This is a genomic window from Arthrobacter sp. ok362, assembly GCF_900102785.1.
In the GTDB taxonomy this organism is placed as follows: Bacteria; Actinomycetota; Actinomycetes; order Actinomycetales; family Micrococcaceae; genus Arthrobacter.
In genome coordinates this window covers 209,330-224,275 of record NZ_FNGC01000001.1, presented here as the reverse complement: position 1 = coordinate 224,275, position 14,946 = coordinate 209,330, and the positions used below count along the sequence as shown (strand labels likewise).

General features: G+C 66.3%; 12 protein-coding genes. 6 read left to right on the top strand and 6 right to left on the bottom strand.

Going from position 1 to position 14,946, the window contains the following annotated elements; translation table 11 throughout:
• Positions 1–3,717, bottom strand: coding sequence for a transcription-repair coupling factor (gene mfd / locus BLQ10_RS00920; RefSeq protein ID WP_091557242.1), 3,717 nt, complete (start codon positions 3,715–3,717; stop codon positions 1–3).
• A 209-nt stretch (positions 3,718–3,926) separates the two neighbouring features.
• Here mfd and BLQ10_RS00915 point away from each other — a divergent pair, with 209 nt between their 5' ends.
• The 5 genes from BLQ10_RS00915 (at position 3,927) to BLQ10_RS00895 (ending at position 8,159) form a co-directional block, all read left to right on the top strand.
• Positions 3,927–5,492 (top strand): SDR family oxidoreductase, encoded by a 1,566-nt coding sequence (locus BLQ10_RS00915; protein WP_254785337.1) that lies wholly within the window; start codon positions 3,927–3,929, stop codon positions 5,490–5,492.
• Between the two features lie 47 nt (positions 5,493–5,539).
• Entirely contained in the window at positions 5,540–6,037 is a 498-nt protein-coding gene (locus BLQ10_RS00910) for a DUF2505 domain-containing protein (RefSeq protein WP_091557239.1), read from the top strand.
• 4 nt (positions 6,038–6,041) lie between these two features.
• Entirely contained in the window at positions 6,042–6,263 is a 222-nt protein-coding gene (locus BLQ10_RS00905; RefSeq protein ID WP_091557236.1) for an SCO4848 family membrane protein, read from the top strand.
• Between the two features lie 109 nt (positions 6,264–6,372).
• Positions 6,373–6,789, top strand: a complete 417-nt coding sequence (locus BLQ10_RS00900) for a VanZ family protein (protein ID WP_139164155.1) — start codon at positions 6,373–6,375, stop codon at positions 6,787–6,789.
• A 56-nt stretch (positions 6,790–6,845) separates the two neighbouring features.
• Positions 6,846–8,159 carry a UDP-glucose dehydrogenase family protein gene (locus BLQ10_RS00895; protein WP_091557231.1) on the top strand — a complete coding sequence of 438 codons (1,314 nt, stop codon included), beginning with the start codon at positions 6,846–6,848 and terminating at the stop codon, positions 8,157–8,159.
• A 21-nt stretch (positions 8,160–8,180) separates the two neighbouring features.
• On the opposite strand, the gene sufU is transcribed toward BLQ10_RS00895, so the two are convergent.
• A complete protein-coding gene (gene sufU, locus BLQ10_RS00890; RefSeq protein ID WP_091557229.1) occupies positions 8,181–8,636 on the bottom strand; it encodes a Fe-S cluster assembly sulfur transfer protein SufU in 456 nt (151 codons plus the stop codon).
• An 11-nt stretch (positions 8,637–8,647) separates the two neighbouring features.
• Positions 8,648–9,955 carry an aminotransferase class V-fold PLP-dependent enzyme gene (locus tag BLQ10_RS00885; protein ID WP_091557227.1) on the bottom strand — a complete coding sequence of 436 codons (1,308 nt, stop codon included), beginning with the start codon at positions 9,953–9,955 and terminating at the stop codon, positions 8,648–8,650.
• A 244-nt stretch (positions 9,956–10,199) separates the two neighbouring features.
• Here BLQ10_RS00885 and BLQ10_RS00880 point away from each other — a divergent pair, with 244 nt between their 5' ends.
• Positions 10,200–11,051: a CDP-alcohol phosphatidyltransferase family protein gene (locus tag BLQ10_RS00880; protein ID WP_254785336.1), complete on the top strand. Its 852-nt coding sequence runs from the start codon at positions 10,200–10,202 to the stop codon at positions 11,049–11,051.
• An 85-nt stretch (positions 11,052–11,136) separates the two neighbouring features.
• Here BLQ10_RS00880 and BLQ10_RS00875 read toward each other — a convergent pair whose 3' ends face one another.
• From BLQ10_RS00875 to BLQ10_RS00865, 3 genes are all read right to left on the bottom strand, one after another.
• A complete protein-coding gene (locus tag BLQ10_RS00875; protein WP_175558429.1) occupies positions 11,137–12,108 on the bottom strand; it encodes a GDP-L-fucose synthase family protein in 972 nt (323 codons plus the stop codon).
• Positions 12,101–13,135 carry a GDP-mannose 4,6-dehydratase gene (gene gmd / locus BLQ10_RS00870; protein WP_091557900.1) on the bottom strand — a complete coding sequence of 345 codons (1,035 nt, stop codon included), beginning with the start codon at positions 13,133–13,135 and terminating at the stop codon, positions 12,101–12,103. The genes BLQ10_RS00875 and gmd overlap by 8 nt, the downstream gene beginning before the upstream one ends.
• 212 nt (positions 13,136–13,347) lie before the next feature.
• Positions 13,348–14,883, bottom strand: a complete 1,536-nt coding sequence (locus BLQ10_RS00865) for a right-handed parallel beta-helix repeat-containing protein (RefSeq protein ID WP_175558428.1) — start codon at positions 14,881–14,883, stop codon at positions 13,348–13,350.
• Between the last annotated feature and the right edge of the window lie 63 nt (positions 14,884–14,946).

The window sequence follows — 14,946 nt, the reverse complement described above, 5'->3', positions numbered from 1 at the left end:
TTATTTCACCGCCGGTGTGGCAGATACAGGGGCATCGGAGAAGATGTTGCGGATGACGCCGTTGGCCCATTCGAGGATCTCGGCGTCCTGCAGGTCCCGGCCGCCGATCCGGGCGGTCTTTGGCTTCGGGACGAGCACCGCATCCAGGGCCGGCTTCGCCTGCGCGCCGGGGTACATCCGGGTCAGGCGCATGAGCTTGGACTCGGGCAGCTGCGCCGGGGAGAACTTGATGAAGTTGCCCTGCAGCGCGACGTCGGACAATCCGGCCTCGCGGGCGCCCACCCGGAACCGGGCGACGTCGATCAGGTTTGTGGCGGGCAGCGGCAGTTCGCCATAACGGTCCACGAGCTCCGCAAGGACCTCGTCGATCGCCTCGTAGGTGATGGCGCTGGCGAGCTTGCGGTAGGCCTCCAGGCGCAGCCGTTCGCCCGGCACGTAGTCGTGCGGCAGGTGCGCGTTGACCGGCAGCTCGATCTTCATTTCGGCGGCCTTCTCCTCGGCCTCGCCCCGGTATTCGGCCACGGCCTCGCCGACCAGCCGGATGTAGAGGTCGAAGCCCACGCCCTGGATGTGGCCGGACTGCTCGCCGCCAAGCAGGTTGCCGGCGCCGCGGATCTCCAGGTCCTTCATGGCCAGCTGCATGCCTGCCCCGAGCTCGTTGTGCGTCGCGACGGCCTTGAGCCGTTCCAGTGCCACCTCGCCGAGCGGCTTTTCCGAGGGGTAGAGGAAGTACGCGTAGGCGCGTTCCCGGCCGCGGCCCACACGTCCGCGCAGCTGGTGCAGCTGGGAGAGGCCATATTTGTCCGCGCCGTCCACGATCAGGGTGTTGGCGTTGGAGATGTCCAGGCCGGTCTCAATGATGGTGGTGCAGACGAGGACGTCGAAGCGCTTTTCCCAGAAGTCCACGATGATCTGTTCCAGCCGGCTCTCGGACATCTGCCCGTGCGCCACCTCCACCCGGGCCTCCGGAACCAGTTCGCGGATCTTCGCCGCGGTGCGGTCGATCGTGGACACCCGGTTGTGGACGAAGAACACCTGGCCTTCGCGCATCAGCTCGCGGCGGATCGCGGCGGAGGTCTGCTTGTCCGTGTACGGGCCCACGTAGGTCAGCACGGGGTGCCGTTCCTCCGGCGGGGTGGCCAGGGTGGAGGTCTCGCGGATGCCGGTCAGGGACATTTCCAGGGTCCGCGGAATCGGGGTGGCGCTCATGGCCAGGACGTCCACGTTGGTGCGCATCTTCTTGAGCGCCTCCTTGTGTTCGACGCCGAAGCGCTGCTCCTCGTCCACGATCACCAGGCCGAGGTCCTTGAAGCCGAAGTCCTTGGACAACAGCCGGTGCGTGCCGATCACGACGTCCACGGAACCGCTCTTGACGCCGTCGGAGGTTTCCTTGGCCTCCTTGCCGCTCTGGAAGCGGGACAGCGGCTTGACGACGAGCGGGAAGCCGGAAAACCGTTCGGTGAACGTCTCGTAGTGCTGCTGGGCGAGCAGGGTGGTGGGCACCAGCACCGCGACCTGCTTGCCGTCCTGGACGGCCTTGAACGCGGCGCGGACCGCGATCTCGGTCTTGCCGTAGCCGACGTCGCCGGAGATCAGCCGGTCCATCGGGATCTCGCGCTCCATGTCGGCCTTGACCTCGTTGATGGTGGTCAGCTGGTCCGGGGTCTCCACGTACGGGAAGGCCTCCTCCAATTCCCGCTGCCACGGCGTGTCCGGGCCGAAGGCGTAACCGCGGGATGCCATCCGGGCGGAGTAGAGCCGGATCAGTTCGCCGGCGATCTCCTTGACCGCCTTGCGGGCCCTGGACTTGGTGCTGGCCCAGTCCGCGCCGCCCATCTTGCTCAGCGCTGGGGTGTCCCCGCCGACGTACCGGGTGACCTGGTCCAGCTGGTCGGTGGGCACAAAGAGCCGGTCGCCCGGGGCTCCGCGCTTGGACGGCGCATATTCCAGGACCAGGTATTCGCGCACCCCATCGCCGCCACCGGCCACCCGGCGCTGGATCAACTCCACGAACCGGCCGATGCCGTGCTGTTCGTGGACCACGGAGTCCCCGGCCACGAGCTGGAGCGGGTCCACGGCGTTCCGCCGCTTGGACGGCATCCGGCGCATGTCTTTGGTGGAACCCGCGGAGGTGCGCCCCAGCAGGTCCGCCTCGGTCAGCAGCGCCAGCTTGAGCGGATCCAGGACAAAACCGCGGCCGACGGCGGCGGTGGTCACCTCGATCAGCCCGGCCTGCGGATCTGCTTCAAGGGTGTCCACCCGCGCGCAGGGGATGTCGTTGTCGTGGAAGAGTTCCGCGAGGCGCTGCGCCGGGCCGGGGCCCTCGGTGACCACGACGATCCGCCACTGGTCCCGGACGCGGGAGCCGATGAAATCCATCATTTCCGCCACGTCGCCCTGGTAGCCGCGGGGTTCCCGGGCGTGCAGGTTAAGCACGTCGACGTCGGGCAGCAGCTCTTCGTCGCTGGCCAGCGAGGTGATGGACCACCAGGAGACGCCGTGCTCCAGGGCGGCGGTGCGGGTTTCGGTCAGCGAACGGAAGCTGGCCGAGTGCAGCGCTTCAGACGCCGCGGAGCTTAAGTCGAGCGGCGCCGTCCCGCCGTCGGACGCCGTGGACCAGGCGGCCTCGAGGAATTCCTCGTTGGTGGCGGCGAGGTCGTGGGCCCGGGTGCGGACCTTCTCCGGCTCGATCACCACCGAGATGGAGCCCGCCGGGAGCTGGTCCAGGAACGGCACCATGGCGTCCACCAGCACAGGAGCCAGCGATTCCATGCCCTCGACGGCGATGCCGCCGGCGATCTTCTCCAGCATGTCCGCGGCGGCCGGGAGCTGGGACTTCAGGGTGGCCGCGCGGGACATGACGGAGGGCGTGATCAGGATTTCGCGGCACGGCGGGGCGTGGAGTTCGGTGGGATGGTGCAGGCCCGGTGCGGTCAGCGAGCGCTGGTCGGCGACGGCGAACCAGCGCATCTGGTCCACCTCGTCCCCGAAGAACTCGACCCGGATGGGGTGATCCTCGGTGGGCGGGAAGACGTCCAGCATGCCGCCGCGGACGGCGAACTCGCCGCGGCGAGTCACCATGTCCACCCGGGCGTAGGCGGCGTCGGCGAGGCTCTTGACGACACTGCTGAAGGGGGCCTCCTGGCCAAGCTTCAGGGTCACGGGCACCAGTTCGCCCAGGCCGGCGACGATCGGCTGGACGACGGCGCGCACGGGGGCCACCACCACGCGCAGCGCACCGGCGGTGGACGATTCAGGGTGGGCGAGCCGCCGCAGCACGGACAGCCGCCGGCCCACGGTGTCCGAGCGCGGGGAGAGCCGCTCATGCGGCAGGGTCTCCCAGCTGGGGAACTCGGCCACGGCGTCGGCCGGCAGGAAGGCGCGCAGGGCCTCGGTCAGGTCCTCGGCCTCACGGCCGGTCGCGGTGACGGCCAGGACCACGGGCACCGGACGACCGGCCCCGGCAGGGCCAGTTCTGGCAGAGCCAGCTTCGGCAGGGTCAGTTTCGGCAGGGCCAGTTTCGTTGGCCGCGTGCGCCGTGAGTCCGTCCGCCATTTCGGCGAGCAGCGTGGACCGCATTCCGGCGGGGGCGCTGATCTGGTAATCCTCGCTGCGGGCGGCGAACCCGCGGGCGGCCTCGGCCTGGATCCGCGCGAAATTCCGGTCTTCGGCGAGGACACGGCGCAGACCGGTGAGAGAGGGGCCGTTGAGGCTCATAGCTGTTGCTCCTGATGTGATCACGGGGTGCAGGCAACACGAATAGCCGAAATTCGTGAGAATCCCGGGTCCTCCAAGCCTACCGCGGAGCCCACGGCCAGGCCGACGGGGCTAGGCTGGCGGGAGGAGCGGGCGGCCCATCCGAAGTGGCCTGGGCACCGAATGGCTTGGTAGGCCACCCGCCAACCGCTGGCCGACAAGGAGTCACCATGAACGGCACAACCGCAACCCCTGAATCCGGTGGAACGCCGGCTCCAGCCCCGCAGCCAGCCTCCGCCAAAGCCGCCTCCCCGAAAACCGTGCTGGTCACCGGGGCCACCGGCTACATCGGCGGGCGGCTGGCGCCCCGGCTCTTGGAAGCAGGGCACCGGGTCAAAGTCGTGGTCCGGACGCCCGCCAAGATCGCCGGCGTGCCGTGGCTGGACGACGTCGAGGTGGTCCAAAGCAGCCTCGACGACGGCGTGGCCCTGCGGGAGGCGCTCGACGGCGTCGACGTCCTGTACTACCTGGTCCACTCCATGGCGGCCGGCGCGGGCTTCGAGGCCAAGGAAAAGGCGATGGCCGGGACGGCTGCCCGGGCGGCTGACGCGGCGGGGGTGGGCCGGATTGTGTACCTCGGCGGCCTGCACCCGGCCGGTGCCGAGCTGTCCACTCACATGCGTTCCCGCGAGGCGGTGGGGAAAGTCTTCCTGGACAGTCCGGTGGACGCGGTGGTCTTCCAGGCCGGCGTCGTCATCGGCTCAGGCTCGGCGTCGTTCGAAATGATCCGGCACCTGTCCGAGACGCTCCCGCTGATGCCCGCGCCGAGCTGGGTCCGCAACAAGATCGAGGCGATCGCCGTCCGCGACGTCCTGTACTACCTCGTGGCCGCTGCGTCGCTGGACGGAACTATCAACCGGGCGTTCGATATCGGCTGCCGCCAGGTGCTCAGCTACGCGGGCATGATGCAGGAATACGCCGCCGAGGCGGGCCTGCCGCACCGCGTGGTGCTGGCCCTGCCCGTGCCGGCCCCCAAGCTGGCCGGCCTGTGGGTGGCGCTTGTAACGCCGATCCCGCTCTCCATGTCCCTGCCGCTCGTGGAATCGCTCCAGCACGACGCCGTTTCCCGGGAGCACGACATCGATGCGTACATCCGTGTGCCTGAGGGCGGCCTGACCTCCTACCGTCGTGCTGTGGCCCTCGCCCTGGGAAAGGAACGCGACGGCCAGGTGGAAACCACCTGGGCAAGCGCCGGGGTCGACGCCGATCCCCTGCCGAGCGACCCGGACTGGTCTGGCCACAGAGTGTTCGTGGACGAGCGCAGCTTTCCCAGCGACGTGGACCCGAAGCACGTATGGACCATCATCGAAGGAATCGGCGGCCGGAACGGCTGGTACTCCCTGCCGCTTGCCTGGCAGGTGCGCGGCTGGCTGGACAAGCTGACCGGCGGGGCCGGGCTGCAGCGCGGCCGCCGGCACCCGCATCTGCTCGCGGAGGGTGAAGCGGTGGACTGGTGGCGGGTCGAGCAGATCGACCGCGGACGGCTGCTGCGGCTGCGGGCCGAAATGCGGGCTCCGGGCCGGGCCTGGCTGGAACTCTCCGTGGAGCCGGAAGGGACGGGCAGCCGCTACCACCAGCGCGCCATCTTCTTCCCCAAGGGCCTCAGCGGCCGCCTTTACTGGCTCGCCGTCCTGCCGTTCCACAGCGTCATATTTCCCGCCATGTCGCGGAACATCACCGCCGCTGCCCGGGTGCTGGAAAATCTCGAATCGGAGACTGCCGGGCACACGCCGTAGGATGTTGGAGCCCGAAACGTCCACTTCCATATCCCGGAGGACCCCCCATGGCCCTGAGTGCATCCACCACCGTCCCGCACAGCGTCGACCGCGTTACCGCGGTTTTCGTCAATGAAGACTTCCTGCGCCACACGAGCGAACTCGTCGGCGGCACCCTGGAATCCTTTGCCATTGACGGAGATCCCGCGGGCGTCTTTAGCACCACCACCGTGCGGACCATCCCCACCACACGGATGCCCGACATCGCCCGGAAATTTGTCGGCGAAAGCCTGAAGGTGACCCAGCTCGAGGCCTGGGAGGCTCCCGCCGCTGACGGCTCCCGGCAGAGCAAGATCTCTCTCAAGGTCTCCGGCGCACCGCTGGACGTGAACGCTGTCCAGCGTCTCGTGTCCGACGGCGGCAGCACCCGGATCGAGCTCGAGGGCAACGTCACCTCCTCGGTGCCGTTCCTTGGCGGCAAGATCGCCGACGCCGCCGAGCCCATGGTCGGCAAGGCCCTGAACCTTCAGTCCCAGCAGGCCCAGGCCTGGCTCGAGAGCCACTAGCGTCGTGGAGGTGCCAGCGTTCCTCGCCGTCGTCCTGATCATTGCCGGCGCCTGGTCCTTGGTGGTCTGGCCGCAGTTCCTGCGCCGGGTCATGAAGGACCCGCGCGCCCGCGACGCCGAGGGCAAGGCCACGCGCTTCCTGACCGTTCACGTGGTCCTCGTCAGCATCTCCATGCTGCTGGGGGCTGCGACGGCGGCGATCGGCATCGCCGGGCTGGTCAGCTAGGATCCGGCACACCGGCGGCAAAACCTGCCGGTGTGCCGGAATCTCTGCCCTGGTGGCGTGCTGGCGGCTAGAATCGGCAAAAAGTGGACCGCTGAAAGGGGGACGCCACTTGCCACCCCGTCGTGCGGCCATGTGGGCACTGGGCGCCTATCTGCTGGCCCTTGGCCTTATTGCCCTCTGGCCCGTTCCCGTGGACCAGGGCGCATCTGATTTCCTGATGCGGTCGCTGCGGCAACTGCACCGCTGGGGCGTCCCTCCATGGTTCAACTACGGGGTCGTGGAGCTGACCTCAAACGTGATCCTGTTCTTGCCGCTGGGCGCCTTGGTCACCCGGATCCTCGGCGCGCGGCTCTGGTGGGGCGGGGTTGCTGTCGGTTTCCTGCTCTCCGTCCTTGTTGAACTCGCCCAGCTTGTCTTCCTCCCGGCGCGCTTTCCCTCTGTCATTGACGTTGCCGCGAACACCTTCGGCGCCATGGTTGGGGCCCTCTCGGCCTTGCTCCTCATGGCACGCCACGAGACTGTGTGATCGCCACGCCTACCGCGTACGCTGTGAACAGGCCACAACGGGAGGACATCGGAACTGTGCGGATCTCGGTTATCGGATGCGGTTATCTCGGTGCAGTCCATGCTGCTTGCATGGCAAAGCTGGGCCATGACGTTGTCGGCATCGACGTCGACGAACATAAGGTTGCGCAACTGTCAGCGGGCCATGCCCCCTTCTACGAACCTGTGTTGGACGAGCTCCTTTCAGAGCTTGAGGAATCAGGTCGGTTGCGGTTCACCACCGACATGGCGGCGGCCCGCGGTTCTGAGGTCCACTTCGTCTGCGTTGGTACCCCACAGAAGCGCGGCGAGAACGGCGCCGACCTCCGATTCGTCGATGCGGCGGTCGCATCCCTCGCTCAATACCTGTCCCCGGGCGACGTGATTGCAGGAAAGTCCACGGTGCCGGTGGGCACCGCGGCGCGGCTGGCCGAAATGCTGGCGGAGTCAGAGCCCGGTGCGATGCTGGCCTGGAATCCTGAGTTCCTGCGCGAGGGCCACGCAGTGACGGACACCTTGAATCCGGACAGGTTCGTCTACGGCGTGCCGGACGGGAGCGAGGACCACCCCGCCGTTGCCGTGTTGGACCAGGTCTATGCTCAGCCGCTCGCCGGCGGGAGGCCCCGGCTTGTGACGGACTACGCCACCGCAGAGCTCGTCAAGACTGCCGCCAACTCGTTCCTGGCCACCAAGATTTCCTTCATCAACGCCATGGCCGAGGTCTGCGAAGCCACGGGGGCCGACGTCACCCGGCTTGCCGATGCCATCGGCCTCGATGAGCGGATCGGCAGGAAATTCCTCAACGCGGGCATCGGCTTCGGCGGCGGCTGCCTGCCCAAGGACATCCGTGCCTTCATGGCCCGCGCCGGCGAACTAGGCGCGGACCAGGCGCTGACCTTCCTTCGGGAGGTTGACGCCATCAACATGAGGCGCCGGACCCGCGTCGTGGAACTCACGCGGGAACTCTGTGGCGGCACCCTGATGGGACAACGGATCGCCGTGCTGGGGGCGGCCTTTAAGCCCGAAAGCGACGACGTCCGGGACTCCCCCGCGTTGAGCGCCGCGGCGCAGCTGCAGTTGCAGGGCGCCGTGGTGACGGTCACCGACCCCCAGGCGCTGGCCAACGCCGCCAAGCGCTTCCCGGAGCTTCCGCTCGAACCGGATCTGGAGACGGCGCTGTACAGGGCCGACGCCGTGCTGCTGCTGACCGAGTGGCAGGCCTACCGGGAACTGGACCCGCACGCGGCAAAGGCGTTCGTGTCGGCGCCGCGCATCCTGGATGGCCGCAACGTGCTGGACCCGGCCAAGTGGCGGGCTGCCGGCTGGACCTACAAGGGCCTGGGCCGGCCGTAACGCGGTTCTGTGAGGCTGCCCTCAGGCTGCCAGCGCCTGGCCGAGAGCGTCTTCCGCGGCCACCCATGAGAGCATGGCGCACTTGACCCGGGCGGCGTAGCGGGACACGCCCTCAAACGCGGCGGCGTCGCCCAGCACCTCCGGATCGGCCGGCACCTTGCCGCGCGAACGCAGCACTTCGCGGAAGCTGTCAATGACGGTGCGGAGTTCCCCGACGCTCATGCCCTCGGCGAGGTCCGTCAGCACGGATGCCGAGGCCATCGAGATGGAGCAGCCATCGCCGTCCCAGCGCAGCTCACTGACTTTCCCGCGGGCCACGGACACCCGGACGGTGATCTCGTCGCCGCAGGTCGGATTCAACTGGTGGGACTGGCCGCTGCTCGCGTCCTCCGGCGCGGCCGCGGCGGCCAGGCCGCTGCCGTGCCGGGCCTTGGCGTGTTCCAGGATGATCTGCTGGTAGAGCTGGTCAAGACTCATGGATGTCCGTCCTAGGCGTGGAAGTAGGCACGGACATCGGCGACCGCGTTGAGGAACGCGTCCACATCGTCCGTGGTGTTGTACAGGTATGTGCTGGCGCGCGTCGTGGCCGTCAGCCCGAGCCGGCGGTGCAGCGGCTGGGCGCAGTGGTGGCCGACCCGCACGGCGATGCCCCGGCTGTCCAGGAACTGGCCGACGTCGTGCGCATGGACGCCCGCGACGTCGAACGCCGCCAGGCCGATCCGTTCCTGCCCCGCCGCGGAACCCAGCACACGGATTCCGGGGATGGATTCCAGGCCCTGCACGAGGCGCTGGCCGAGTTCGGCTTCCCAGGCGTGGATCCGGTCCATCCCGGTTTCACGGAGGTAGTTCACCGCCGCGGCGAGTGCCACCGCCTGCGAAATGCGCTGCGTTCCGGCCTCGAAGCGTTGGGGGCTCGGCAGGAAACCCGCCCGTTCCATGGTGACGGTGGTGATCATGGAGCCGCCGGTCAGGAACGGCGGCATCGCGTTGAGGAGCTCCGAGCGGCCGTAGAGGGCGCCGATTCCGGTGGGGGCGAGCATTTTGTGGCCGGAGAATACCGCGAAGTCGACGTCGAGCGCCTTGACGTCCAGGGGCAGGTGCGGCGCCGACTGGCAGGCGTCGAGCACTACCAGGGCGCCCGCGGAGCGGGCCAGGGCCACCAGGTCGGCCACCGGGTTGATGGTGCCCAGGACGTTGGACGCGTGGGTGAACGCCAGGACGCGGGTGCGGGGGCCGATGATGCCAGCGGCGGCCTCCAGGTCCAGGGCGCCGGCGTCGTCGATGGGGATGAATTTCACGACGGCGCCGGTCCGGGCCGCCAGCTCCTGCCAGGGAATCAGGTTGGCGTGGTGTTCCATCTCCGTGACCACGAGTTCGTCGCCCGGGGCCAGGGCGAACCGGGCCGCTTCGGGGGCGGCTCCGGGCAGGGACGCGTTCAGGAAGGAGTAGGTGAGCAGGTTCAGGCCCTCCGTGGCGTTGGAGGTCCAGATCAGTTCATCCCACTCCGCCCCGACGAAGTCCGCCACTGTTTCCCGGGCGTTTTCGAACGCTTCGGTGGCCTCGACGGCGAGGTGGTGGGCCCCGCGGTGGACCGCGGAGTTCCGCTGCTCGTAGAACTCCTGCTCGGCCTCGAGCACGCTGAGCGGGTTCTGCGAGGTCGCCCCGGAGTCCAGGTAGATGAGCGGTTTGCCGTTGACGTGCTGCTGCAGGATCGGGAAGTCGTTGCGGATCCTCAGGACTTCGTCGTTTCCGAGCGCGATGGCAGAGCGGCGGAGGTGGGCTGGGGTGGCAACCATGGCGGAGACTCCTGGATCGGCGTTCGCTGCGGCGCCTCGAGCGCGCCTGCCGGAAGGCAGGCGGCGCCATTACGTCACGCAGATTAAACCTAATTATCCCATGAGTGGATGTCCCTACAGTGCGGCGGCCCGTAGAACCGACGCAATCCGGCCGAGTACGGAATTGCGCCCCGCGAAATGCAGATAATCCACTAAGCATATTTATAGTTCCTGCAGGTCTTGGCCGCTACGATGACTTCATGCAGTGGAAAAACGCAGTATCCGGGCTTCGGAATTGGGCCGCGACCGAAACTTCGCCATGCAGGTAGAACAGGCCCAGCAGCCGCTGACCCCCTCAACTTCCCACCGTCAACTGGTTCAGGCCCTGCGGTCGAAGCAAAAAACATCAAAAGGTGCATCTGCCTACGCACGCTTCCTGAACCGTCCCGCGGGCCGCCATCTTGCCGCGCTGGCGTACAAGTTGCATATGACGCCCAACGGCGTGACGGCGGTGAGCGCCCTGTGCAGTTTCTCCGGGATTGGGCTGATCGCGTTTGCTCCGGCGACCCCGGTCATCAGTGTGCTGGTTGCCCTGCTGCTCGTTCTCGGCTACGCCTTGGACTCGGCGGACGGCCAGCTGGCAAGGCTCCGCGGAGGCGGAAGCTTTGCCGGCGAGTGGCTGGATCACGTTGTCGACGCGGTCAAGATGGCTTCCCTCCACTTGGCGGTGCTAGTGGCGTGGTACCAGGGCTACGTCGAGAGGGGCGCATGGCTGGCCATTCCCTTGCTCTACCAACTGCTTGCCGTGGTGCTTTTTTTCGCGATCATCTTGACCGACCAGATGAGACGGGCGCACCGCGGATCCACCTCGACCCGATTGGCCGGGGAAGGCAGCTCATCCGTTCTCTATTCCCTGGCCGTGCTGCCTACTGAGTACGGGGTGCTGTGCCTGGCATTTTTCCTGTGGTCGATCCCGCCGGTTTTTTCGGTTGTCTATGCGGTCTTTTTCGGAATCAACGCGTGCTTTTTCCTGTTGGCGCTACCGCGCTGGTACGGTGAAATGCGAAGTTATGGCGCAGCCGACGCGGCCCAGGCAGCGCCCCCCGCAGAACTCTGAGGACGGGAAAGGCCCGCGGCCACCGGTAGAATCCACCGGATGCGGGCGGCCGCGGGCCCCTGCATTTGTCCACTGTCCGTTGGCGCTATTCCCGGACCGACTCCTGCATCCGGTACCACTCCACGGTTCCGCCGATTCCCTTCTCGAGGGGAATACGGTACCTCCAGCCGGAGTCCGCCAGTTTGGAGACATCGAGGAGCTTCTGCGGCGTCCCGTCGGGTTTGGCCGTGTCCCATACTGTCGTTCCCGTGAAGCCGACGGCGTCCGCCACCATTGTGGCCAGTTCGGCAATGCTCACATCCGTCCCGGTGCCCACGTTGACCTGTTCCGGGCCGTCATAGTGTTCCATCAGGTGCAGGCAAGCCTCTGCCATGTCATCGACGTGCAGGAACTCCCGGCGGGGTGACCCGGTGCCCCAGTTCGTCACCGACTCCGAGCCCGCGGCCACGGCCTGCGCATAACGTCGGATCAGGGCGGGCAGCACGTGCGAGCCTTGGGGCGAGAAGTTGTCGCCCGGGCCGTAGAGGTTTGTAGGCATGGCCGAGATCCAGGCTAACCCGTGCTGGCGCCGGACAGCTTGGACCTGGAGGATGCCGGCGATTTTCGCAATAGCGTAAGCGTCATTGGTCGGCTCCAAATGACCGGTGAGGAGGTATTCCTCCTTGATGGGCTGGGGTGCCAGCTTGGGGTAGATGCAGGACGATCCGAGGAATAGAAGCCGCTCCACCCCCGCCTGCTGGGCCGCATCCAGCACGTTGACCTGGATCTGGAGGTTTTGGCTCAGAAAATCCGCGGGATAGGTGTTGTTGGCCATGATCCCGCCGACCTTCGCGGCAGCCAGGACCACGTACCTCGGCTTCGCTTCGCGAAAGAAGGCGAAAGTGGCGTTGCGGTCTTTCAGATCCAGCTCATGCGAGTCACGGCCGATCAGGTTTGTGAACCCTGCATTGGCCAGGGCGCGCCACAGCGCCGATCCGGCCAGGCCGCGGTGGCCAGCAACGTAGAAAGGGGCCTCGCGGTCAAGCGGGCCCGGCGTGAAGCGAGTAGCCTCAGTCATCCCTGCTGCCCCAGCTGCCGAGGTCAACGGTGTCGATCCATCCACCGGGATGCTTCAATGCTTCCGTATCGGCTTCGACCATCAGACGGGCCAGTTCAGGGGTTTCGACTGTGGCTTTCCATCCGAGTTTGTCTCGTGCCTTGGACGCATCGCCCACGAGCGCATCCACTTCGGTGGGACGAAGGTAGCGCTCGTCGAACTCGACGTGGTCTTCCCAGTTGAGCCCTGCGTGACTGAAGGAAATCTCCAGGAAATCCCGGACCGTGTAGGCGGCCCCGGTAGCGAGCACAAAATCGTCGGGCTCATCGGCCTGCAGCATCCTCCACATGCCTTCGACGTACTCGGCGGCGTAACCCCAGTCACGGACCGCGTCGAGGTTCCCCATATAGAGCGTGTCCTGAAGCCCGGCGCTGATGGCGGCCACGGCCCTGGTGATCTTGCGCGTGACAAAGGTTTCGCCGCGTCGGGGGGACTCGTGGTTGAACAGAACGCCGTTCACGGCGTACATTCCGTAGGCTTCGCGGTAGTTCTTCGTCACCCAGTAGCTGTAGACCTTTGCAGCTCCGTAGGGAGAGCGCGGGTAGAACGGCGTTTCCTCGCATTGCGGCGGCGGCGTAGCGCCGAACATCTCCGACGAGGATGCCTGGTAAAACCGGGTTTCGATTCCCGCCAAACGCACGGCTTCGAGCATGCGCACGGAGCCCACGCCCGTGGTGTCAGCTGTGTGCTCCGGTTCGTCAAACGAGACCCGGACATGCGACTGGGCCGCCAGGTTGTAGACCTCGTCGGGCCTGATTTTCGCGATCAGGGTGACAAGCCGGGCCCCGTCACTGAGATCCCCGTAGTGGAGAAAGAGCCTCGCATCGGGCTCATGCGGATCAACGTACAGGTGCTCTATCCGCACCGTGTTGAAGGTGGAAGCCCTGCGAATGAGGCCGTGGACCTCGTAGCCCTTCTTGAGGAGAAGTTCGGCCAGATACGAACCGTCCTGGCCCGTAATACCGGTAATAAGCGCGCGTTTAGTCACAAGGTCCCCCGAAGTCTCGAACGATGATGAACGGCAAATGTCCGGACCCCGGTCAATGGGCTCCACACGATCTGTGCTGTCATGATAGATGAGGCAGATCACACTTGCGAGCACTTCTCAGAATTCAAGATGGGCGGCTGCGCGGGATTGGCGCAGCCCACCACGGCTATGCGGCGGAGCGATCGCGCACCCGCCGCATAGCCGTACGGCAGCTAGGTGGCCGGAACCACCCGCCCGTTGCGTTCCTGGCCGGCGGCCTGAAGCGAAGGGAACGTCATGTACGACTTGTTCCACGAGAAGCGCTTGGCGCCCGTGGCGTCCATCCGGTACGTGTTGAAGTCGAAGCGGTTGTTCTTGGCGGTGTAGTACGTCGTGGGCGAAATGGGTGACAGGGTGCCCAGGCCCTGAACGCCTTCGCCTGTCCGGGCTCCGGTGGCAAGTGTTACATCGTTGTTGTGGACACTTAGGTTGTGCAGGTCCCAGGCGCCGTAGGTACCGGTGCCCCGGTTGCGCATCTGCGCGGTGATGCCGTTCTGGTTTTTCCCGACAACGTTCTGCCGGATCTCGACATCGGGTGAGGAGTTGACGTTGATAGCGGCCACAGCGTACAGCGAGTAGTCACTTCCCCGTCCGCCGCCGGTCGCCAAGCCATAGCCGTTGCCGGCCAGCTTATTGTCGCTGATAAGCGCCTTGTAGCTGATCTCATACCGGATTCCGTCGGCATAATTATTATTGATGGAATTCCCGAGAATGCTGGCGTTGATGTTGTTGATATCAAACCAAACACCTGTGCCCCGATTGTCATGGACGTTGTTGCCGCGGAACATCACACCGTTGGAATAGGTGCTCTTGAATCCGCCGGATTCCCAGTCGGCGCCCCAGTAACCGGCCGTGTTGTTCCTCGCGATCTCATTGTTCTCCACAATTGTGTTGTTCGATGAGTAGTGCCCCATGCCGAGCTGGCCGTTTTCGATCATGGTGTTGTTCCGGACCTGAGCCCGGGCTGCCCTAGCGAGTTGCAATCCAATGGCATGGTTCCTCGTGAAGACGCACCCTTCAATAACCCAGTCGGCCCCGCCCGCCATCACCGCCCCCTTTTGGGACGGGGTGGCAAAATTGGTAAACGTCAGGCCGCTCAACGTCACACCGTAGGCCGAGGAATTGACGGCGTGCGGTGTGCGGGCGATCTCCATCGTCGTATTAGCGGGATCACTCCCCAGCCACGTGCGGTTGTTCTGGTAATCCTGGAAGAAACCATTGGAGCGCAGATCGGAGAGCTGCATGGCACGGTTCATGGCGACGCCGTTCCGGTACACCTGCTCCCGCTTCTGACACGGATTGGCTGCCGTGCCGCTGTTCACCTCGCACTGGCCCGGGTCGGAATAAGCTGCCGGCAGCAGGCCGTTCTTGTACCAGCGGGCGTTGGAGCCGTCTTTGACCCATCCGGTCACAACTTTCGAGCCCTTGATGACGGCGGTCCCTGCGCCGCCCAGTGCGAGCAGTTTCTGGCCGCGCTTGGGGCTGAGGGCACTGTCGATGCGGTACGTACCGGCCGACACACCGATGCGCGCGCCTTCCGGAGCAGCATTGATCGCCGCCTGAATGGATCCGCCGGCCGGAACGGTGGCATCCACCACGGGCGTCGCGGCAGTTGACGGCGCAGCGAATCCGAGGGCGAACACAGCCACGAGCGCCGCGACGGCGACGGCACGGTGGCCCCGTCCGGGCATGGGCTTCATATCGGGCATGGGTGTAAGTGGGGGGAACATGGGAAATTACTTTCTGTTGGCGAGCCCCATCCATGCACCTTT